The organism is Desulfosarcina variabilis str. Montpellier, assembly GCF_048565275.1.
GTDB classification, from domain to species: Bacteria; Desulfobacterota; Desulfobacteria; order Desulfobacterales; family Desulfosarcinaceae; genus Desulfosarcina; species Desulfosarcina variabilis.
Genome location: NZ_CP159846.1, coordinates 701,058 through 722,417, shown reverse-complemented (window position 1 = coordinate 722,417; position 21,360 = coordinate 701,058). Strand labels below are relative to the sequence as shown.

17 protein-coding genes are annotated in these 21,360 nt (G+C 53.2%); 8 read left to right on the top strand and 9 right to left on the bottom strand.

The window, feature by feature from the left end:
* Positions 1 to 226: 226 nt before the first annotated feature.
* The 3 genes from serC (at position 227) to Dvar_RS03245 (ending at position 4,135) form a co-directional block, all read left to right on the top strand.
* On the top strand, positions 227 to 1,315 hold the full coding sequence (gene serC / locus Dvar_RS03255; protein WP_419660298.1) for a 3-phosphoserine/phosphohydroxythreonine transaminase: 1,089 nt from the start codon (positions 227 to 229) through the stop codon (positions 1,313 to 1,315).
* Between the two features lie 385 nt (positions 1,316 to 1,700).
* Positions 1,701 to 3,443 (top strand): aldehyde ferredoxin oxidoreductase family protein, encoded by a 1,743-nt coding sequence (locus Dvar_RS03250; RefSeq protein ID WP_419660297.1) that lies wholly within the window; start codon positions 1,701 to 1,703, stop codon positions 3,441 to 3,443.
* A gap of 104 nt (positions 3,444 to 3,547) precedes the next feature.
* Positions 3,548 to 4,135, top strand: coding sequence for a hypothetical protein (locus tag Dvar_RS03245; protein ID WP_419660296.1), 588 nt, complete (start codon positions 3,548 to 3,550; stop codon positions 4,133 to 4,135).
* 47 nt (positions 4,136 to 4,182) lie between these two features.
* Here the strand turns inward: Dvar_RS03245 and Dvar_RS03240 are convergent, their stop codons facing one another.
* From Dvar_RS03240 to Dvar_RS03225, 4 genes are all read right to left on the bottom strand, one after another.
* Positions 4,183 to 5,238, bottom strand: a complete 1,056-nt coding sequence (locus Dvar_RS03240; protein ID WP_419660295.1) for an HD domain-containing phosphohydrolase — start codon at positions 5,236 to 5,238, stop codon at positions 4,183 to 4,185.
* A 166-nt stretch (positions 5,239 to 5,404) separates the two neighbouring features.
* The gene (locus tag Dvar_RS03235; RefSeq protein ID WP_419660294.1) at positions 5,405 to 6,211 is read right to left on the bottom strand and encodes an ABC transporter ATP-binding protein; all 807 of its coding nucleotides are present in this window, start codon (positions 6,209 to 6,211) and stop codon (positions 5,405 to 5,407) included.
* The gene (locus tag Dvar_RS03230; RefSeq protein ID WP_419660293.1) at positions 6,208 to 7,104 is read right to left on the bottom strand and encodes an ABC transporter permease; all 897 of its coding nucleotides are present in this window, start codon (positions 7,102 to 7,104) and stop codon (positions 6,208 to 6,210) included. Before Dvar_RS03230 ends, Dvar_RS03235 begins: the two co-directional genes overlap by 4 nt.
* Positions 7,105 to 7,237: 133 nt before the next feature.
* Positions 7,238 to 8,230 (bottom strand): ABC transporter substrate-binding protein, encoded by a 993-nt coding sequence (locus Dvar_RS03225; RefSeq protein ID WP_419660292.1) that lies wholly within the window; start codon positions 8,228 to 8,230, stop codon positions 7,238 to 7,240.
* Between the two features lie 155 nt (positions 8,231 to 8,385).
* Between Dvar_RS03225 and Dvar_RS03220 the strand changes: the two genes are divergently transcribed.
* Both Dvar_RS03220 and Dvar_RS03215 read left to right on the top strand, forming a co-directional pair.
* A complete protein-coding gene (locus Dvar_RS03220) occupies positions 8,386 to 8,673 on the top strand; it encodes a Trp family transcriptional regulator (protein WP_419660291.1) in 288 nt (95 codons plus the stop codon).
* A gap of 179 nt (positions 8,674 to 8,852) precedes the next feature.
* Positions 8,853 to 11,225, top strand: coding sequence for an ATP-binding protein (locus Dvar_RS03215; protein WP_419660290.1), 2,373 nt, complete (start codon positions 8,853 to 8,855; stop codon positions 11,223 to 11,225).
* Here the strand turns inward: Dvar_RS03215 and Dvar_RS03210 are convergent.
* The 5 genes from Dvar_RS03210 to Dvar_RS03190 all read right to left on the bottom strand — a co-directional run bounded on the left by Dvar_RS03210 (position 11,208) and on the right by Dvar_RS03190 (position 17,069).
* Positions 11,208 to 12,164, bottom strand: a complete 957-nt coding sequence (locus Dvar_RS03210; protein WP_419660289.1) for a diguanylate cyclase — start codon at positions 12,162 to 12,164, stop codon at positions 11,208 to 11,210. The genes Dvar_RS03215 and Dvar_RS03210 overlap by 18 nt on opposite strands.
* Before the next feature lie 291 nt (positions 12,165 to 12,455).
* On the bottom strand, positions 12,456 to 13,058 hold the full coding sequence (locus Dvar_RS03205) for a flavin reductase family protein (protein ID WP_419660288.1): 603 nt from the start codon (positions 13,056 to 13,058) through the stop codon (positions 12,456 to 12,458).
* Between the two features lie 109 nt (positions 13,059 to 13,167).
* Positions 13,168 to 13,686, bottom strand: a complete 519-nt coding sequence (locus tag Dvar_RS03200) for a helix-turn-helix domain-containing protein (RefSeq protein ID WP_419660287.1) — start codon at positions 13,684 to 13,686, stop codon at positions 13,168 to 13,170.
* A 135-nt stretch (positions 13,687 to 13,821) separates the two neighbouring features.
* On the bottom strand, positions 13,822 to 15,846 hold the full coding sequence (locus tag Dvar_RS03195) for a 3-hydroxyacyl-CoA dehydrogenase/enoyl-CoA hydratase family protein (protein WP_419660286.1): 2,025 nt from the start codon (positions 15,844 to 15,846) through the stop codon (positions 13,822 to 13,824).
* A 35-nt stretch (positions 15,847 to 15,881) separates the two neighbouring features.
* Entirely contained in the window at positions 15,882 to 17,069 is a 1,188-nt protein-coding gene (locus tag Dvar_RS03190) for a thiolase family protein (RefSeq protein WP_419660285.1), read from the bottom strand.
* A gap of 450 nt (positions 17,070 to 17,519) precedes the next feature.
* Here Dvar_RS03190 and lpxC point away from each other — a divergent pair, with 450 nt between their 5' ends.
* The 3 genes from lpxC (at position 17,520) to Dvar_RS03175 (ending at position 21,345) form a co-directional block, all read left to right on the top strand.
* Positions 17,520 to 18,401, top strand: a complete 882-nt coding sequence (lpxC, locus tag Dvar_RS03185) for a UDP-3-O-acyl-N-acetylglucosamine deacetylase (RefSeq protein WP_419660284.1) — start codon at positions 17,520 to 17,522, stop codon at positions 18,399 to 18,401.
* Positions 18,402 to 18,507: 106 nt separating this feature from the next.
* Positions 18,508 to 19,080 carry a DUF4390 domain-containing protein gene (locus Dvar_RS03180; RefSeq protein WP_419660283.1) on the top strand — a complete coding sequence of 191 codons (573 nt, stop codon included), beginning with the start codon at positions 18,508 to 18,510 and terminating at the stop codon, positions 19,078 to 19,080.
* A gap of 21 nt (positions 19,081 to 19,101) precedes the next feature.
* A complete protein-coding gene (locus tag Dvar_RS03175) occupies positions 19,102 to 21,345 on the top strand; it encodes a sensor histidine kinase (RefSeq protein ID WP_419660282.1) in 2,244 nt (747 codons plus the stop codon).
* Positions 21,346 to 21,360 lie beyond the last annotated feature (15 nt).

Sequence of the window (21,360 nt, the reverse complement as noted above, 5' to 3'; positions counted from 1 at the left end):
CATCAGGCCTGTCTGTCCATGTATCGTTTCATCTCGATAGCGATGCCGATCCAGATTGGGATTGGGATTATCAAAACAATCCAAATGCGATTGCCCTTCATTAATTCATTTTACCGGTTGACAGATGGGCTGCTATCTGTAGAAATAGGATGCTTTGTAATGGGTGTCCGCTTAAAAAAATGTGTGGCGGCACCATTTGGGACTTATTCACATGGAGGTTAGTAAAATGAAAGCGGACAGAATTTATAATTTCAACGCCGGGCCGGCGGCCCTTCCCCTGCCGGTATTGGAGGAAATTCAGGCGTCTTTTCTCAACTTTGCCGATTCCGGCATGTCGATCACCGAAATCAGTCACCGGTCCAAGTGGTTCGATGAGGTAATCAACGATGCCGTCGAACGGGTCAAACGGATTTTCAAACTGGACGATCGATATCGCGTACTTTTTGTTCAGGGCGGTGCCAGCCTGCAATTTTGCATGGTGCCCATGAACTTTCTGGGTGACGGCGACACGGCCGATTATGTGAACACCGGCACATGGTCGACCAAAGCCATCAAGGAAGCCGAGATTCAGGGCAAGTCCATCAAGGTTGTGGCCTCGTCCGAAGACCAGAATTTTTCCTATATTCCAGAATCGATTGCGTTCAACCCCAATGCCGTCTTTGCCCACATCACCTCCAACAACACCATCAAGGGCACCCAGTGGGCAGAGTTCCCGGATACAGGCGGGGTACCCATCGTCTCAGACATGAGTTCCGACATCTTCTCGCGGCCCCTGGACATGGAAAAGTTTGGGTTGATCTATGCTGGCGCACAAAAGAATATGGGGCCGGCCGGTGTCTGCCTGGTGATCATTCGTGAGGATTTGCTGTCCCGCGTCCCGCAAACCATTCCGACCATGCTGCGCTACACCACGTTTGCGGAAAAGAATTCCATGTTCAACACACCGCCTTGTTTTTCCATCTATACGGTGCAGCTGGTGCTGAAATGGCTCGAAGAAACCATCGGCGGGCTGGACAAAATGGCGGCATTGAACCGCCAGAAAGCCGACCTGCTTTACGATTATATGGATCAGAGCGAATTCTACCGCGGCACAGCGGAAAAGAACAGCCGCTCGTTGATGAATGTGACCTTCCGGTTGCCGTCGGAAGAACTGGAAAAAACCTTTGTGGCCGAAGCCATGCAAAACAAGCTGGGTGGACTCAAAGGTCACCGCAGTGTGGGCGGATGCCGGGCATCAATTTACAATCCGACCCCCCTGTCCGCGGTCGAAACCCTGGTGGACTTTATGAAAACATTCGAGCGCAACCACGGTTAGTCGTCCCCATTAAGGCCCCAAGGGTTAACGCGTGTTCATCCACGAAGTGGATGGGCACGAACGACCTCCAACCCGAAAACCGCTGTCATGATCTTCTTTCGGTGGTTTTCGGGTTGTTGTTTTTCATCGCTTATAGTTATTTTTGATCCATAGCTTCTTTGATATTTTAAAAATCAAATATGACCAACATAAAAGCATAAAAACCTACTTATATCAACAACATACCTCCTCCAAACAGATAACTTATTACTTTTTGTTTTTCTTGACATTACCCAGGATTCCCAATAATTACATCACATAATGTTTTAATTAACATAAGTGCACAAACAGATTTACTATGACCACCCAAAGGCATAAATCGCCTTAATGGGACAGGAGGAACACCATGGAAAAAATTTTGCGAATCAACATGAGCACGGCAGGAGGGCCGAGCTTTCAAACGGACAGCCTGGGGGCCTATGCCGGTTTAGGCGGGCGGGCCATGACATCGGCTGTTATTGCTGCGGAAATCCCTCCCACCTGCCATCCATTAGGAGACGCCAACAAACTGGTGATCGCTCCGGGTCTGCTCAGCGGATCTGCCGCCGCCATCTCCGGCCGGTTGTCCGTGGGTTGCAAGAGCCCGCTCACCGGCGGAATCAAAGAAGCCAACGCCGGCGGCCAGGCCGCCCAGGTGATGGGACGCTTGGGATATGCCGCGATCATTCTCGAAGGCAAACCCGCCGACGACAGTCTCTATAAGGTCCTTATTAATAAGGATGGCGTGAAGATCGAATCGGCCGCTGATATCAAGGGACAGGGCAACTATGCCACAGTGGAGAAACTGGCAGCCCAGTATGGTGAAAAGGTGGCCTTTATTACCATCGGACAGGCCGGTGAGATGAAAATGAGCGCCGCATCCATTGCGGTCACCGACATGGAACAGCGCCCGACCCGTCATGCCGGACGCGGGGGTGTCGGGGCGGTCATGGGCGCCAAAGGCATCAAGGCCATCGTGCTGGATGATGCGGGGTGTTCCATGCGCAAGCCGGCCGACCCGGAAAAGTTCAAGGCGGCCAACAAGGCCTTTGCCGAAGGGCTGCGCAAGCACGCCGTGACCGGCGAGGGATTGCCCACCTTCGGCACCAACGTTCTCACCAATGTGGTCAATGAAGCCGGTGGTTATCCCACGAACAACTTCCAAAAGGGACAGTTTGAGGGTGCGGCCAATCTCTCGGGCGAGGCCCAGGCAGCGCTGGAAAACGAACGCGGGGGCGAAGGATCAGCCACCCACGGTTGTCATCGGGGCTGTGTCATCCGGTGCTCAGGGACGTTCTATGACAAGGACGGCAACTACGTCACCAAACAGCCGGAGTACGAAACCGTTTGGGCCCACGGCGGCAACTGCGGTATCGACGACCTGGATGTCGTGGCCCAGCTGGATCGCATGGATGATGATTTCGGTCTGGACACCATTGAGATGGGCGCCACCATCGGCGTGGCCATGGAAGCCGGGCTGGCCGAATTCGGCGATGCCCAGGGCGCCATCCGCCTGCTTCAGGAAGTCGGTGACGGCACCCCCTTGGGAAGAATATTGGGCAATGGTGCCGCGGTAGCCGGCCAGGTTTTCGGCGTCGAGCGGGTTCCCGTGGTCAAACGCCAGTCCATGCCGGCCTATGATCCGCGGGCCGTACAGGGAATCGGCGTCACCTACGCCACCTCGACCATGGGCGCCGACCATACCGCCGGCTACGCCGTGGCCACCAACCTGCTGGGTGTGGGCGGCAGCGTTGACGCACTAAAGCCGGAAGGCCAAGTGGAACTGTCCCGCAACCTGCAAATCGCCACCGCAGCCATCGATGCCACCGGCATGTGCCTGTTCATCGCCTTTGCCATCCTCGACCAACCCGATACGTTCAATGCCCTGGTCGATCTGATCGGCGCTTTCACCGGCCAGCCGCTGACCGCCGATGATGTCACTGCCCTGGGCAAATCCATTCTGAAAAATGAGCGCGAGTTCAACATTGCCGCCGGGTTCACGGCCAAAGACGATCGGCTGCCCGAATACTTCAAGAAAGAAGCGCTGACACCGCACAATGTCACATTTGGCGTCAAGGACGAAGAGTTGGATACGCTGTACAACTGGTAGGGTATCGCACCTGTCCATTAGAAATCTGCGGGGAGATCCATTACGGATCTCCCCGGTTGTTTTGATGCCCACCATGGGCCATGGCCTCTGAGGAAGGAACGATTGTGTACGACATTAGACTGATAATCGAAGAACCCGGCGTATTGCTTTTTCTTCCACTTCTTGAAAAAGGTGTGATCATCCCGGTACGCACCGGTTGCAGTATCCGCGATTTCTTCTGCGGTCAATTGGGACTGCCCGAAACATATCTCGAGCAGCGCATCCAGACCTTGTTTCTCAATGCCAGGCCGGTCGACAATGTGGATACGGCCGTAATCCAGGACGGCGCGGTCCTGGCCCTGAGCGCCGCCATGCCCGGTCTTTTGGGAGCCACGATGCGCAAAGATGGGTGGTACGCCGCCTTTCGTAAGGATATTAGCCAGTCCGCACAAACTGGCAGCCATAGTCAGACAGACGGCCTGATCCGCGTGAAGCTGTTTAACATGGTGGCCAGGGAAATCGGTGGCCTCCTTCTGCAAAGAGGGGTTCGGATTGATGGAACAGACCTTGAGCGCATTGTCGGTCGCCATAACGATACGCTACTGCGTCATATCCAATCCATGCTGGTCGACGGCCATCCCACCCATCCTGATTCGCGCTTCTTCCTAACCCTTATCGACCAACCGGTAGACTTGGCCGTTACCGTTTGTTGACATGTTCCCGATTGTTGCAAACGACAGGGTCTATCCAGAAGGATCATTCAAGGTGTAGCGGTCAACCATGTCAGCGCATCCAAATCGATTGTATCGATGCAGTATCCCCCTGCGAAAAGTTGCGTGCAAATATTGACAACACGTGGGTCATACCATTTGCCGGCCTTTTGGTTGATCAGCGACAGGGCCTCTTCAATCTTATAGGCGGGGCGATACGGCCGATGGGCGGTCAATGATTCCACAACATCCGCCACGCAGACGATACGGGCCTCTAACAAGATCTCTCCGTTTTGCAACCCCTGCGGATACCCGGACCCGTCCAAATGCTCATGGTGCTGAAACGCGATTTCAGCCACGGGCCATGGAAAATTGACGGGCTTCAAGATCTCGTATCCCTTGCGGCAATGAATTTTCAGATATTTGACATCTTCATCGAGAAGTTTTCCGGGACGGGATAAAATTTCCGAAGGGACGGCGATTTTACCGATATCGTGAATCAAGGCGCCCAGAAAAATGCCTTCGATACGCTCCTGGGATAAGCGCAACGCCTGCGCCATGGTGGCGGCCAGATGGGCCACCCGACGCTGGTGGCCGGCAGTAAAAGGATCTCGTATTTCTACGGTCCGGGATATGGCAAGAATGGTCTGCACGAGCGTTTTTTTAATGGTCAGCGTGTATTGGCGAAGCTCCGTCTCAAACTTTTCCCGCTCGGAAATGTCACGGACATAGGCGATAAACACCGGCGCCGTCTGAGGACTGACGGAAATCACTTCAAGTTCAACAGGAAAAACAGATTTATCCGCCCGCATGGCGGTTAGCTTCAACCGGCGCCCGATAATCTTCTTGCGCCCAGTGGAAAGAAAATGAGCCAATCCCTTCTCATGGCTGCTGCGCAGATGCGGCGGGATGAGCTTCTCCGAAACCAGGTGCCCCGTGACCTGCTGACTGCGATAACCGAAAATGGTTTCCGCCGCCGGATTGAAGGCAATAATCCGTCCTTTGTCGTCCATGGTCACAATACCATCCAATGCGGATTCCACAAGTGCGCGGAACCACTCCGATGAGATATCCCTTTTTCGGTTTGGCGGGGCTGACGGATCCATAATCGATAGCCAATACCCAACAAGATAGAAGAACCATACCTTTATAGTATATCCAATGATGGTGGCCAAAACAACCGGAACGATTGACATTCATCACCATCGCATTCAGAAAAAATAGAAAAGAGATTCCAAATGCGGGCACCCTGTTACGGCCATCCACGATCAATCAGCCCCGAACCGCCCCGGAAAGCAGCACCGCATCGCTCTCGAAAGCCTTGTGCCGAACGTCGGCGAACATCTCGAGCAGCCGGGACACGCTGAGGCGCTGCTTTTCTTTTCCGGAAACATCGATGACTACGTCGCCGGCATCCATCATCAACAGGCGGGAACCGAAGGCGATGGCGTGGTTCATGTTGTGGGTGATCATCAGGGTCGTCAGCCGGTGTTCATCGACAAAACGCCGCGTCAGGTCCATCACAATGGCCGCATTACGAGGGTCCAGGGCGGCGGTGTGCTCGTCCAGGAGGGCGATGGCCGGTCTGGAGAGCACCATCATCAGGAGGGTCAGGGCCTGGCGCTGGCCGCCGGACAGGGTGCTGACGTTCTCCTTCATCCGCGATTCGAGGCCCATCTTCAAATCGACCAGCTGTTCGCGGAAATAGGCCCGCATCCGGCGGTTGAGACTGATCACCGGCCACTTGAACCCCTTGCGGCAGGTAATCATCATATTGTCTTCCAGGGTCATGTTGGACGCCGTACCGGCCAGGGGGTCCTGGAAAATCCGCCCGATGGTCCGGGCCCGCTTGTACTCGGGCTGGGCCGTGACATCCGCAGCGTCGATCCGCACGCGGCCTGCGGTCGGCATCAGGCTGCCGGCAATCAGGTTGAACAAGGTGGTCTTGCCGGCACCGTTGCTGCCGATGATGGTCACGAATTCTCCGGCGGCAACGGTTAGGTCCAGGTCACGGATGACGGTCTTGGCATTGGGCGTACCGGGAAAGAAGGTGCAATTCAATTTCTCCAGTTCAATCATGCGGCGGTCCCTCCCTTGCCACGGATACGGCGGTAGTTGGTGATCGCCAGGGAGGCGATGATCAAAATGCCGGCGATTAGCTTGAGGTCATTGGGCGTCATGTTGATGGTATAGCCGTAAAAGCGTCCCAGATACATGATGGCCTTGAAGAGGATCGCCCCCAGGATCACGCGCAGGGTCAGAAGGCCGATGCGGTTCGACTTGATGATGAACTCGCCCAGCATCACCGAAGCCAGCCCCGAGACCACGATGCCCTGCCCCAGGTTGACGTCGGCAAAGCCCTGGTACTGGGCCGCAAAGGCGCCGGACAGGGCCACCAGGCCGTTGGACAGCCCCACGCCGATCAGCTTCAGGGTAGCCGGATTGACGCCTTGGACGCGCACCATCTGCTCGTTGTTGCCCAGGGCACCGAACACCAAGCCCATGTCCGTGTGAAAAAAAAGGTCCAGGCCGAATTTGATCAAAAGAACGACCAGCAGGAAGAAAATCAGGGATGTCCAGTCCGCCGGAATGACGCCTCGGGTGGCGGCGGTCACCTGGGTGAGGATTGTATCCATGCGCAGCAGCGGCAGGTTGGCGCGGTTGTCCAGAATACGGATATTGACCGAGTAAAGCATGGTCATGGTGAGAATACCGGCCAGCAGATGCGGCACCTTGAGTTGGTTGTGGATGGTGGCGGTGACAAAGCCGGCCAGCAGCCCGCCGGTAAATGCCAGCAGCAGCCCCGTGACCGGATCGATTCCACCGCTCAGCGAGGCGGCCATGATCACGGCCCCCATGGGGAAACTGCCATCCACGGTAAGATCGGGAAAATCGAGAATTCGAAAGGTGAAAAACACGCCCAGGGCCATGATGGCGTAAATCAGTCCTTCAACAAAGATGCCTTCGAGCATGATGGATCCGTCTTCGGGTAAGCGCCTGTTTGATAAGTCTGGATCAGGCGCTAAGATGAGGGGTTACCGGCGGCGAAAAAGGCAAAAAGCCGACGCATGGCGGTTTTGCGCCTTTTTGCCGGATTGAACAGGGCTATTTTTTACTCAGCTTGCCGTTCTTGATGATCGTTTTGGCCGTGGCGATGATATCATCGGGAAACGTCAGCCCCAGCTGATCGGCCAAGTCCAGGTTGATCAACAGATCCACATCACTGGCATCGGTCATGAAGATCGTGGGGATGGCTTCCGGCTTCTCGCCCTTGAGGATACGAACCACCAACCGGCCCGTGGCACGTCCCATCTTGTAGTAATCAAATCCCCAGGCGGCCAGTACCGGCGTGGTCTGGGCGCTGCTGGGGTCGGCGGACATGACCGGTATCTTGTGCTTGGCAGCCACGCTGGCCACGGCGGCCAAGGCGGAAACCACGGTATTGTCGTTGGAAATATAAATGCCGTCCACCCGTCCGGCGATGGTTTGGGTGGCCTGTTTGACCTCGGCCGAGTTGGAGACCGTGGTTTCGACGAACCGGATGCCCATCTGTTTGCATACGTCCCGGGCAATGGTGGCCAGGCTCACGGCGTTGGCCTCACTGCTGGCATAAACGTGCCCGAGGGTTTTGATCGGTTTGATTCGATTCAGCATCTCGATCTGTGCCTTGACCGGGGTCATGTCGGAGATGCCGGTCACGTTGACTTCCCCCTTTTCGGTGGAGTGGACCAGTCCCGCCCCCACTGGATCGGTGACCGCACTGTAAATCACCGGGCAATCCTTGAGTGTGTTGACCAATGCCTGGGCCGTGGGTGTGGCGATACCCACCGCCAGGCTCACGCCCTCGGATTTGAACTTCTGGGCAATCGAGGATGCCGTGGACATTTCGCCATTGGCATTTTGCAGATCGAATCGGGCATCCGGGTAGGATTCACGGATCACCTCCTGAACGCCCTTTTCAATGGCGTCCAATGCCGGATGGGCAACAATCTTGGAAACGCCGATAAAAACCGTATCCGCGGCCAGGGCGGGTACCGCACCCCCACTCAAAACGGCGACAACCCATACGATCATTAGCGTTCGGCATAGCCTTTTCATTCACTTTTCCCTTTCCTTTGCAAACGTTTTTCTCTATGTTCCTATTCATAGTAACAGGTATAGAATATTAACCGTATAAAGGGGACCTGGCAAAATCAAGCCCTTTTTGCTTAAATCAGCAACGGGTGCAAAGCCGCTTCTCCAAAGGCCGCTTCATGGACAGCACCACCAAGGAACTAATCGATATTTTCGCCCGCACCCAGGACCCCCAGGAAATGGAAGTCCTGTTCCAGGAAATATTTACCCCTAGCGAAATCGGCACGCTCACTCTGCGCTGGCAGCTTTTAAAAGACCTATATGAAGGAAAAACCCAACGCAAAATTGCCGCCGAACACAAAATCAGCCTTTGCAAAATTACCCGGGGTTCAAAGATCCTTAAAACCCAGGGAAGCTATTTGAAAAAAGTGCTCGACGGCATATATGGGGAAAAAAAGAAATCATGAACACCCCTCATTTGACATTTCCCCTTGCATCGCCTGCTTGAACTACCAAGTCATGGAACATTGCAAACATGATATTGGATCTGACCAGAAAGTTCTGCTGCAACGGCTTGAGACTTGACGCCGACGCCGTGATAGTCAAATATGCGCAAGATTAACTGAACTGAATCTGGAAAGCGCTGATGAATAAAGATCTCTCCCTTAAAATGCCCAAAGAAATTAGCTGCCGACTCACCCAGACATTGCTCATGTATGTCAGGGAAAACAACAACGGTAATTTGGGCAACCTTCTGCATGGCCTGGCACTGGATGAAGGGTATTTATCCGATACGAACAATTGGGTATCCCATGCGTTTTTGCAAATTCTCTACAAGCGAATGATCAAGCTGCTGGGTGACGACAATGCAGTCTATCACATGGCGCTGGCTGCCGGTCGGTTTCAATCCCTGGGCATTCTTGATCGTATTGCCCGCCTGATCGGCAATCCCAAACTGGTTTACGCCCAGGCGCCGCGCTTTAATCGCTTCCTTAAAAATAATGGCAATGTTCGCATTCGAGAGATCGGCGAGTCATCGGTGGTCATAGAGGACCGGTACGATGAGAGCAATCAGAAGACGCGCTTTGACTGTGATTATACCCGGGCCGTGCTGGCAGGCATCCCCACGCTATTTGGTTTGCCCATGGCCAACGTCGAAGAAGTCAAATGCCAAGTAAAAAAGGAAAAATACGGTCATCGACGATGGCCGGATCATCCCCCTCAGAATTGCAACGCTTGTGTGTATCGCGTTCGTTGGATCCCTCAACGGAAATCATTTTTCAAACGGCTCTTCGGCAGGCGGAAAGAGTATCACCAGGCCATTGAAGAGTTGGCCCAGGCCAATGGGCTGATTCAGAATAAATATGATGAAATCAAGCGCCTGGCCAATGAGCTGGAAATCGCCAACCAACAACTCGTCGCGTCCAAACGCGCGCTGGAATCTCAGAAAGCGGTGTTGCTCGAATCGGAAAAAAAATATCGCAACCTGTTCGAAAATGGATCTGATCTATTATGTATCCATGATCTTAAGGGCAACATCTTAGAAACCAACATCCCCTTCAAACCGGAGTACGGCTGGGGGCAAAAGAATTTTAATGGTATCAATATCCGAGATTTGATTGCAGACAAGTATCACCCCGAATTCGATGAATACCTGAAACGCATCATTACCCATGGCTCGGATGAGGGGTACTTGAAATTGCAGACCCGCTCGAAAGAGACGGTGATTTTAGAGTACCGTAACAATCTGGTCCGCAATTCAAATGGACTTCCGATTGCGGTTCAAGGGGCGGCCAGGGATGTCACCCAGCGAATTAAATATGAAAAAGAAAAACAAAATCTTGAGACCAAGCTCCAGAATGCCCGCAAACTCGAATCCCTGGGCACCCTGGCAGGTGGGGTGGCCCACGATCTGAACAATATCCTAAGCGGTATTATCAGCTACCCGGACCTGCTGCTGCTGGACATCGAACCTGACAGTCCATTGTATGAACCGCTCTTGACGATTAAAAAATCCGGGATAAAAGCAGCTGAAATCGTACAAGATCTATTGACTATGGCCCGCCGCGGCGTAGCCGTTAAAAAACCGATCCGCCTCAATTCGATCATCAACGATTTCATTGCCTCACCTGAATACAGGCAGCTGATGGATCAGCGACCCAATCTTGATCTGAAAACAGATCTATCCGGAGGGATTTTCAACCTTGTCGGATCCGAAACCCACATCAGCAAAACCGTAATGAACCTGGTGACCAATGCGGTGGATGCCATGCCCGCGGGTGGAAGAATCACCATCTCCACCCGAGACGCCTATCTTGACAGCGTCCGCAACGGGTTTGAAGTAATCCCTGAAGGTGAGTACACCGTTTTGGAGGTGTCGGATACGGGCATTGGCATGCCGGCATCGGACCTGGATAAAATCTTCGAGCCATTTTATACAAAAAAAATACTGGGCCGCAGTGGCACTGGACTCGGCATGTCGGTGGTGTGGGGCACGGTCAAAGATCACAATGGGTTCATCAATGTCCAGACCGAAGAAGGATCAGGGACAACATTTACCCTTTACTTTCCCGCTTCCAGAACGGCGATTGAGTCTGAGACATCGGTGCGTGTCGAGGATTATCTCGGAAAAGGGGAGTCCATACTGGTGATTGACGATGCTGTTGAACAACGATCGCTGACCGCGCGCATGATGCAGCGCCTGGGGTATCGGGTAACCACGGCCACCAGCGGTGAGGAAGCGGTCGCGTTGATGAATACCGATACTTATGACCTGCTGATCCTGGATATGATCATGCCTCCCGGGATGGACGGGTTGGAGACCTATCGGGAAATTATCAAAATCGTCCCGAATCAACGCGCCGTGATCGCCAGCGGATACGCCGAAACCGAACGGGTTCACGAGACACAGCGTCTTGGCGCGGGTGATTACGTAAAAAAGCCGTTCACATTGGAAAAAATCGGACTGGCGGTACGCGCGGAATTGGATCGTAATGAGAAGCTATTGATCAGCAAATAAGAGTGGGCGACTTTTAATTCGGTTGCGTCCTTCGTCTTTGGCTTCATAGAGCAGGCTATCAACCATCTGGAGAATCAATTCCGGACTCATGGCGTGCTTCCAATCGGCGGCTGAAAAACCGGTCACACCAAAGCTGGCCGTAATCTGGATGGCATCACCGGACGTTTGGATAGGGGTCGTTTCAACGGTTTTGCGAATTCGTTCGGCAAGCACCATGGCCCCTTCCAGACCGGTTTCCGGAAGCACGACCAAAAATTCCTCCCCGCCGTAGCGTCCGGCCCAATCCACCTGTTGGCGAATGGAGCCGGTCAAGCTCTTGACAAACCCTTTGAGCACAATATCCCCTGACATATGCCCATAGGTATCGTTGACCGTCTTAAAATGATCAATGTCGCACATGACCAGCGAAAGTTCACGGTGGTATCGAATGGATCGGTTGATTTCCTGCGGCAATCGCTGATTGATATAGCCACGATTGTAGATACCGGTAAGTGGATCCGTGATGGACATCAAATGAATTTCATCCACCGCATCTTTAAGTGATTTTTCCAGTTCCAGAATCCGAATACCGGTTTTAAGACGCGCCACCAACTCGGCATGGTGGGCAGGCTTGGTCACGTAGTCGTCCGCACCGGCGCCAAGCCCGGAAATGATGTCGTCCTTGGACCCTTTGGAGGTGAGCATGACGATATAGACATACCGGCTCGGGTTCTCTTTACGGATGGCTTGGCACAGGTCGGGCCCTTCCATTTCCGGCATCTGCCAGTCTGTCAGCACAATCGGAAAAAACTGCTGGCGAAACAACTCCAACGCCTTACGGCCGTTTTCCACGGTCGTTACCTGAAAGCCTTCTTTGGTTAACGTCTTTTCGAAAAGTCGCCGTGAGATAGGATCATCTTCGGCCAAAAGGATGGGATAAGGCTGCCGGTTGTTTTCCATATGGATCACGATCCGTTGGATGTGTCTGCTTGGGCGTTGCTATGTCGTAAATGATCCGGTATCAAGTTTAACTTATAAATTTATCAAACTTTATACTGGACCACAACCATAGAAGATTGGTCCGACAATTGTAATTTTGGAGGTGTTCAGCGGGAATTTCATCGATCGATAGTAAAAAATGATGATCGATTACGAGCACCGCTGCGCTGAGCACGAGCACGACGGGCATTGGCGTTCTTCGTGCTCGTAATCAGAATCGAAATCGAAAAGGTCGACATGGCACAATTACAATTAATACGTCTTGGCAAGTGGGTCTTTGCCGTCCGGAAACATCGCTCCAAACGGTTCAAACGCATCGATATCCGTAACCGTGGAAAAATTCATGCCCGTGCGGGTTCCGGTCATCATCAGTGGCCGTGCCTTGGACACGTCCAGATCACCGCTGTCGGTCAGCATGGCATCCGCCACTTCCAAACGGACCACGCGCCCCATAATCAACGTGTATTGAGGCTCTTCGTAAAATTTGAACAGCTCGCATTCCATCCAGGCATAACTGCCGGCAATACCCGGCGCCGCGATCTTTTGCGACGGTTTTTCTTCAAGTCCGGCCAGGTCGAACTCGTCGGCTTCGGGCGGGGAAAACCGCGCCGTGGGAATCACTTTATCTGAAAAGTCAGTACCCACCAGGTTGACCACAAACTGTTTGGTATCACGAATGTTGGTCAGGGTGTCTCGTCTGGCCGCCGAGGCCAGACAGATCAAATCCAGTGGCCGCAGCACCGGCATAACACATGAATACGGAGCAATATTTCGGATCCCATTGGCGCTTACACTGGAGATCAAGGCCACCGGCAGGGGCATGAATCCTTCGCGCATGAATGGTTTGAATTCCATAGGACCAATCCTTTCCTGTTTAATCAAAAACAAAAAACCACCAAGGCCCGCCTCAAAAACAGGGGGTAGACCTTCGTGGCCTGAATTGATGCCCTTTAAGAAAGGGATGCTAATACAAATTATGGTGGATCAAAAAAAACTCGGCATCTTCTGCGATCTCAATGCGGTGCTCATGCAAGGCTTTGAAGCGAATGGCCATTGTCGGCGTCAGTTCATGGGATTCACCCTGCACACTCAACCGCAGCTTGCCCGCAACCACCAGACACACCTCCGCGGTGTTATCATGGTACCCGGCTTGCGAGACATGGCACTGTCCGGCCCTGGCCTTGAGATGAAAAATCTCAAAATGGGGAAACTGGGTGTGCGTCCCGTGAAGACCGGATTGAACGAACGGTCGGGTCTCGCCCGCCTCACAAGGGGATCCCTCGGCCATCCGAATCAGGTCGCTGGTGGATAGCTGAAAAACACGACTCAGCGCCCCCAGGGTTTCGATGGTCGGGTTGCCGTTTCCCGATTCGATCTTGGCCACCGTGGCCCGGGTGATCTTCGCTCTGGCGGCCAGTTCTTCGGCCGTCAGTCCCCACTTCATGCGGAGGGTTTTGATGATTGAAAAATCGAAGGTTTTCATTGGCAACATCCGAGCTAATTTCGACTTGAAGCCTTTTGTGTATTATAATTTAGCAGATGTCAATTAAAAAAGCTTCATCCCCAACCAAAGGGGATGAAGCTCTTTTTTAAGACCTGCAGAAAAAGAAGAAAGCGATTATTTCACGAAATTCGGCTTTCTTTTTTCCATGAAAGCGGAAACACCTTCTTTGGGTGCATCGATGCAGGAGATATCACCGCAGCGCTCGTAGGTCATCTCCATGGCTGCCTTGAGGCTGTCGGCAGCGGCGCCTTCATTGATCAAACGGGCGATGATGCCCAGGGCTTCTTTGCTCAGCGGCATCTTACCGGCCTTGGGTTCATCCGGAACCGTAAACTCAGGGATGCTCACAGCACCGGAAGCGGCGCGGGGGATCTGACCGGCCAGGCGGTCGACCTCGGCCATGGCGGCATCAATCAGCTCGGGGAAGCTGCTCGCAACCGTCTGGACCATGCCGATTTCCACAGCCTCCTGGCAGGTCAGGCGTTTGGCCTCACCGACCATACCGTGGAAGGTTTCCGCGGCCTGGGGCCACTTGCGGTAAGGCATCACCGCCCCGCCCATGCCGGGCAGGATGCCCAGGGTGATCTCGGGCAGCTGGAAAAAAGCCTTCTTGTCAGCCACACGGCTGTGGCAGCCCATGGCCACTTCCACACCGCCGCCCATGGCCAAGCCGTTGACGGCCGCCACCACAGGCTTATCCATCTGATCCATGTACTCGATCAATTTACTGTTGCGTCGCGCCAGAGCCGCGCCGGCCGCATGGTCACCCAGGGTGGCGATGAAGCCACCGATATCGGCACCGGCGCAAAAGGCCTTGGTGCCGTATCCGGTGATGATGAAACCCTTGACCGCCGGATCTGCTTCGCCCTTTTTCAGCTCGTCCAGAATTTCGTCGCAGCTGTAGGCGCTCAAGGCATTGGCCGCCTGGGGCCGGCGCATGGTGATGATGCGCACGCCGTCCTTGTCATCGACCAGGATGTCGCGGGGAAAATCGGTGTATTCGGCGATAGGACGCGTGGGCTGTGGGAATCCCGAACGCTCTTTGGCAAAGGCATCGGCGATACGCTGGACTTCTGTCTCGCCCAGGTCGGCCATCAGTTCAAATACGCCCTTTTTGAAGCCCAGGCCGATGACGCTGCCGAGGTTGAGGTCCGAACGCGTACCCACCTTTCGATCGGCGATGTCGAAGCACTGGGAGAAGATCAGCCCCAACAGGCGGTCTTTGATCCACCCGGCCTGCTCATCGGGTACGTCCACCTTGGTCCCCGGACGGTTGACCGTCCACTGGGCCACCGAATGCAAAAGGTGCGACGGCTGGTAGCAGGGGTTCTCACCCATACGCCGGGTCTGGGACTCAAAGATCAGGGGGTTGCCGCCGGTCAGGTTGAGCACGAAAAACGGTCCCGCGGCCACAAAGGCTTCAGCCACATGGTCGACTTCCTTGGCCGTGGCCCGGTCCACCAGAAAAGCCGCCTCACTGGTATAGCTTTCGAAAATGCGGTTGAGCAGGAACGAATAGACGTTGTCGGTCACCATCGGGGCCTTGCCGGTACTGGCAAAGAACCACAACAGGTTGTTGATCAGCTCGTCCGAGGCGCCTTCCCAGTTGATGACTTCCACGGGCAAAGAGCGCCAGGCCGGGGCGAAAAAGTGGGTGATGGTGCTGCGCTCCGGATGCTTCATGTCGCAGAAGATCTCATTGGCCGGGATACCGCTGGTGTTGGAGGTCAGGATTGCCGTCTCGCTGGTGGCGGCCTCCAGGTTGGCAAAAATTTTCTTTTTCAGCGCCAGGTTTTCGGTGGCCGCCTCGATGACCAGCCCGCAGTTTTTCAACTGATCGTAGTCCGTGGTGTAGACGATGTTGGCCAGCACCTTCTCGGCCACTTCGGGCTTCATCTTTTTCTTCGCCACCGCCTTGTCGGCGTAGCCTTTGAAGCGCGCCTCGGCCTTTTTCAGCGGCTCTTCAACCACATCGACCAGATAAAGTTTTTTATCCGGCAGACCGGAACGTAAGTAATAAGCGATATCCGGGCCGATATGACCGGCGCCGACCACGGCCATTTCATCGGGCAGGGAAATGGTCGGTTCGATCAGATACGGATTCAGAAAGGATGGATAGAGTTTCTTTTCTTGTGCCATAATCAATTCTCCTTAAATGTCAGACCATGAAAACACTAATTGACTTTAACGATCATTGACGCCCCGCTGTCACCGGCAGCGCAACCGGACAGAAGGCCGTATCCGCCGCCTAAAATCACCAGCTCTTCGATCAGCTCGACGAAAATGCGCATGGTTGTGGGTCCCTGAGGATGACCGAAAATCATGGAACTCCCATAGTTATTGAAAATCTTTTCGTCGACCCCGAGAATCTTTTGCATGGCCAGATCGTTGATGGTGAAGGGATTATGGGTTTTCACCGCTGCGATGTCGGAGATGGAAAGGCCGGCTGCTTTGAGTGCGTTTTGGGCGGCAAACGTGGCGGCTTCGGGCATATGGGCCTTTTCCGCCCGCGCGGCACCGTAGCAGATGATTTGAATGGTGACCCCTTTATCGGCGGAAAGTTCTTCGGCCTTCTCCTTGGTGGTAACGATCATACCGGCATTGCCGTCGGCCGGATGGGTCTGGGCGCCAAAGGTGATCACGTTGCCGGGTTTGGTCTTAAGCTTGGCCATACCCTCTTCGGTGCAGGGGGTAATGCCTTCGTCCTCTTCGAAGACGACGGTCTTTTTTCTGGAAATCTGGATATCCAGCGGCAGCATGTAGCGTTTCTGGAATTCGCGATCGTTTTTCAGCGCATCGGTGTATTTGTTGTAGCGGGCAATGGCCATGGCATCGGACTGCTCACGGGTGAAGCCGTGTTTCTTGGCCACGTTTTCGGCTGTGCCGGTGGGACTGGTTTCGGCCATGGGATCCATTGCAAACCCATCCATCACCCAGCTTTCAAACGCCGGCTGGCCACCGGGGCCGACCGGATTGGGCCAAAGGATATTGGGGCCATTGGACATACGGTCCGTCGTGGCCACGAGCATCGTTTCATAGCCGCCGGTTTCGATATTGTTGGCCGCATAATTGAGTGATACCGTGGAGGTGGCGCATGCCTGAGCCATCAACGGCCCACTGATTTTGGGGTTGCCCATCAGCGATGCAAAATGAGGAGAGCCATAGAACCAGCGTTTCTGAGGAATGGTGGTGCCAAAAACAATACCGTCGAAAAGCTCCGGCGAATATCCGCGCAGGTCAAAGAATTTTTTAGTGGCCGCTGCAGCCAGGTCAATCGAATCCTGGTTCGCCAACATTCCTTGCCAACGACTGAACGGTGAACTCCAGTACCCTTTGTACGGAACGAACGCTTTGGTGAACATGACTCCTCCTTTTACTGAACTTTAATGTAACTTATTGTAAACAAATAAAAAAAAACAGCACTCATACTAAAAATGATTGCATATGCTGGCAACCTGAAAGCGGCAACTTTTTGCAGATCAATCCCCCCTACAACACGATTGTACTTAACACACTTATTTTACGTGTCAACTATTAATATATTAATTGATTAGATATTCTTTAATGCAGGAAACAGACAACCAACAATGAATGAATCTTATTCAAAAGCCATATTTTTGTTGTCAAAACAAAATCACATGATTATTATTTGCAGTTTAATTGAAAATAGGGTGCCGTGGCGGTGGTTGATATAAACAAGCGGCAGATCGATACAACCATGAGGATGATTGAAATCCTCAACATCGAACAAATATTGTGGTTTGCGGTGCTTTCAGAAGGAAACGCTTTCCATTTGGGGATACATTTTAATCATGCTTAATCATCAGCAAACCATTACCAAATCGGTCAGTTGCTCCGGTATTGGCGTTCACTCCGGCAAAACGGTCAACTTGACGGTGCGGCCCGCCCCCGTCAATCATGGCATCCGTTTTGTCCGCGTTGATCTTCCCGGCCAGCCCGGGGTAACGGCCCATTTCAATAATGTCGTAGACACCAGCCTGGCCACGGTGATTGGAGCCGAAGGCTGCATCGTCTCAACCGTTGAACATTTAATGGCCGGACTGGCCGGCATGTCCATTGATAATGTCATCGTCGAAGTCGACGGCTATGAAATGCCAATCATGGATGGCAGCGCCGGCCCGTTTACCCGACTGATCGAATCTGCCGGCATCCGCTGCCAGGAGGGTCCCAAATGTTATTTCAAGGTCACCCGCCCCATCAGCCTGTCCGAAAACGGCAAATCCGTAGCCATCCATCCGGCCGATGAATTCAGGATCACCTGCACCATCGTTTTCGACCATCCGCTAATTGGCAGTCAAACCTGTGACTACGTCATCAATCGCGAAACCTTCGCCAAAGAAATCTGTTCAGCCCGCACCTTCGGTTTCCTTCAGGAAGCGGAAATGATGAAACGGTATGGGTTGGGCCGGGGAGGTTCTCTGGACAATGCCGTCATCATCGACGGCGACCGCGTACTCAATGAAGACGGCCTGCGCTGGCCGGATGAATTTGTGCGTCACAAATGTTTGGATTGTATTGGTGATTTTTCTCTGATTGGCATGCCCATCATGGGACACATCGTAACCAACAAATCGGGCCATGCATTCAACCATGCCTTCCTGGAAAAATTTTTCAAGGAAAAAGAATCCTGGGAGACCTATACCCTTGGCCCGAAATCGTCGGGAGCATCCTGACCTCAGCCTCTGTAAAACACCTTGCCATTTTCAGATCGGTTCGTTATATTAATTTTCTTATTGTTTTCCTTTATTTAGTCAACCTTACAACGTAAATGGCACACCGATGAACCGATCCGGTATTCGGATTATAGGTTTTTTTCTGTTGGGGCTGATGCTTGTGTTCGTCCATGGGATGGCCATGGCCAAGGATGCCAAGCTGACCAACATCATCGTCACCAATACCCGGGACGATCTGTTGATCTACCTGTCGGTTGACGGGGCCTTTACCCAAAAAATGGAGGATGCGATCAACCGCGGTTTGCCGGCCACCTTCCTTTTTTTCGTGAACTTGCATCGCAGCCGTACGATGTGGATCGACAAAGAAATGGCCGATTTGACCATCACCCATACCATCAAGTACAACAGCCTGAAAAAAGAATATGCCGTTTCCCGTTCGTGGGACAGTAACAGCCCGGTGGTGGTCCAATCTTTTGATGCGGCAAAAAAATTAATGAGTGAAATCGACAGTCTGAAGGTGATTGCACTCGATCAACTCGAAAAGGGCAAGCAATATCAGATTCAGGCCAAGGCCAAGCTCAGTCGGGTGACACTGCCGTATTACCTGCATTACGTCCTTTTTTTCCTCTCCCTCTGGGATTTCGAAACCGACTGGTATACCATTGACTTTATTTATTAACCATCTCGTGCTGACTTTTTGATGATATTCGGCAAACGTAGCTCAAAGCCCAAAACGATCCTCTCCAAGGAAGATTTCAAGCGTCGTAAACGCGAAGCGGTGATCGGTGTGATCGTGGTGGTGGTGGTGGCCCTGCTCACGCTGGTGGAGAACCGGATTATCACCTTTGGTGCCGACATCCCGGTATCCAACACCATTTTGATGTTCATTCTGATCAACATCAATTTGCTGCTCTTGATCCTTCTGATTTTTCTAGTCTTTCGCAATCTGGTGAAAATGCTCTATTCCCGACGCCGCAAAGTAATGGGCTCCCGGCTGCGAACCCGACTGGTTATGGCCTTTGTGGCCCTGTCGTTGTTGCCGACGATCATTCTTTTTTTCTTCTCCATCAACTTTATTACCAATAGCATCGAATTCTGGTTCAACGTGCCGGTTGAGCTGGCCCTGGAAAAATCGCTTCTCGTGGGACAAAAATTTTACCGGGAGAACGAAATCCGCCACCGCTTCTTCCTTGAACGGATCTCTTACCAGATAGAGCGTAAGAAGCTGTTTGAATCGGAAAAACACAAGGACCTCACCCATTATATTCAAATTGTTCAGCGTGAATTCGATATCGATGCGATTGAGGTCTATTCCGCCAATTACAACCGCATGGCCTATGCGCTTGGAAAAGATATCCGGAATCTGGCCATCAGTGCCGTACCGACCGGCGCATTCGTCAGGGAAGCCGGTGGATCGGCCGTACGCCGGCTCATCGATCCCCTGGACCGTGGCGAACTGCTGCGAACGATTGGTGCCGTCCCCTTTGGTGAGTCGCCGGAAAAGGCCACCGCCTATGTTGTTTTAGGGCACTATGTTCCCCCGGATCTGACCCAAAACATGGAGTCCATCTCACGGGGAATCGACGAATATCAACAGGTTAAACTGCTCAAAAAACCCATTCAGATTACATATTATATCACCCTTTCCATCGTGGCCCTGCTGGTTATTTTTTGCGCGGTGTGGTTTGGGTTTTACCTGGCCAAGACCATTACCATCCCCATCATGGACCTGGCCGACGGTGCCCGGCAGGTGGCCGGCGGGGACCTGACCGTTTCCATTGACGCCTCCATCGCCTCGGATGATGAAATCGGCAGTTTGGTGGAGGCATTCAACAAGATGACGCGGGACCTGCGCTCCGGCCGCCAGCAGCTGGAATTGTCCGCCAGAAAGCTCAGGGAGCAGAATCAGGAAATCGAATCGCGGCGCCAATATATGGAAATCGTGCTCAAAAATGTTTCCGCCGGGGTTATTTCAACCGATGAAGAGGGGTTGATTACCACTTTCAATAAATCGGCGGAACGCATGCTCAAGCTTGCTGCCGACGACATCCTGGGCAACCATTACCAGGCGCTGCTGACCACCGAGCATCTTCAGTTTGCCGAGGATATCATGGAACAGGTCCTGGCCGTGCGTGACCAGACCCTGGAGATTCCCATGCGGGTTACCGTTGACGGCCAGCCCCGCACATTTCTCGTTTATGTCAATGCACTCAAAGATGACCAGGCCAATACCATCGGGTTTGTGATGGTCTTCGATGATCTGACAGAGCTTGAAAAAGCCCAGCGCATGGCCGCCTGGCGGGAGGTTGCCCGGCGCATCGCCCATGAGGTGAAAAATCCGCTCACCCCCATCAGCCTGTCGGCCCAACGCCTCAAACGGCGCTATTCCGAGGATATCAATGAAGCCGTGTTCGATGAGTGCACGCAGATGATCATTGACCACGTCGAACTGATCCGCAATCTGGTGAACGAATTTTCCACGTTCGCCCGCTTTCCCACGGCCGACCCCAAACCCTGCCATCTGGCCCCCATTATCGAGGAAACGGTCTCGCTCTACCGGGAAGGCCATCCGGATGTGGTTTTCAACGTTGACGTTGCCGCAGACATTCCCCAGATGAGCCTGGACCGCCAACAATTCAAACAGGCCATGATCAACCTGGTAGACAATGCCGTGAGCGCGGTCCGCAACCAGGGCCATATTTCCATCAAAGCCGTCTATGATCCCATTTTAAAAATTGTTCGGCTGGAAGTAGCCGACGATGGCACCGGAATCACCGACACTCACAAAATCCGGCTTTTCGAACCCAACTTTTCCACGAAAAAAGCCGGCATGGGGCTGGGACTGACCATCGTCAACTCCATTGTCACCGATCATCACGGTATGATAAGGGTACAGGATAACCTGCCCAAGGGCGCCAAGTTTGTAATCGAGCTGCCCGTATGAGAAAGGAGATATGTG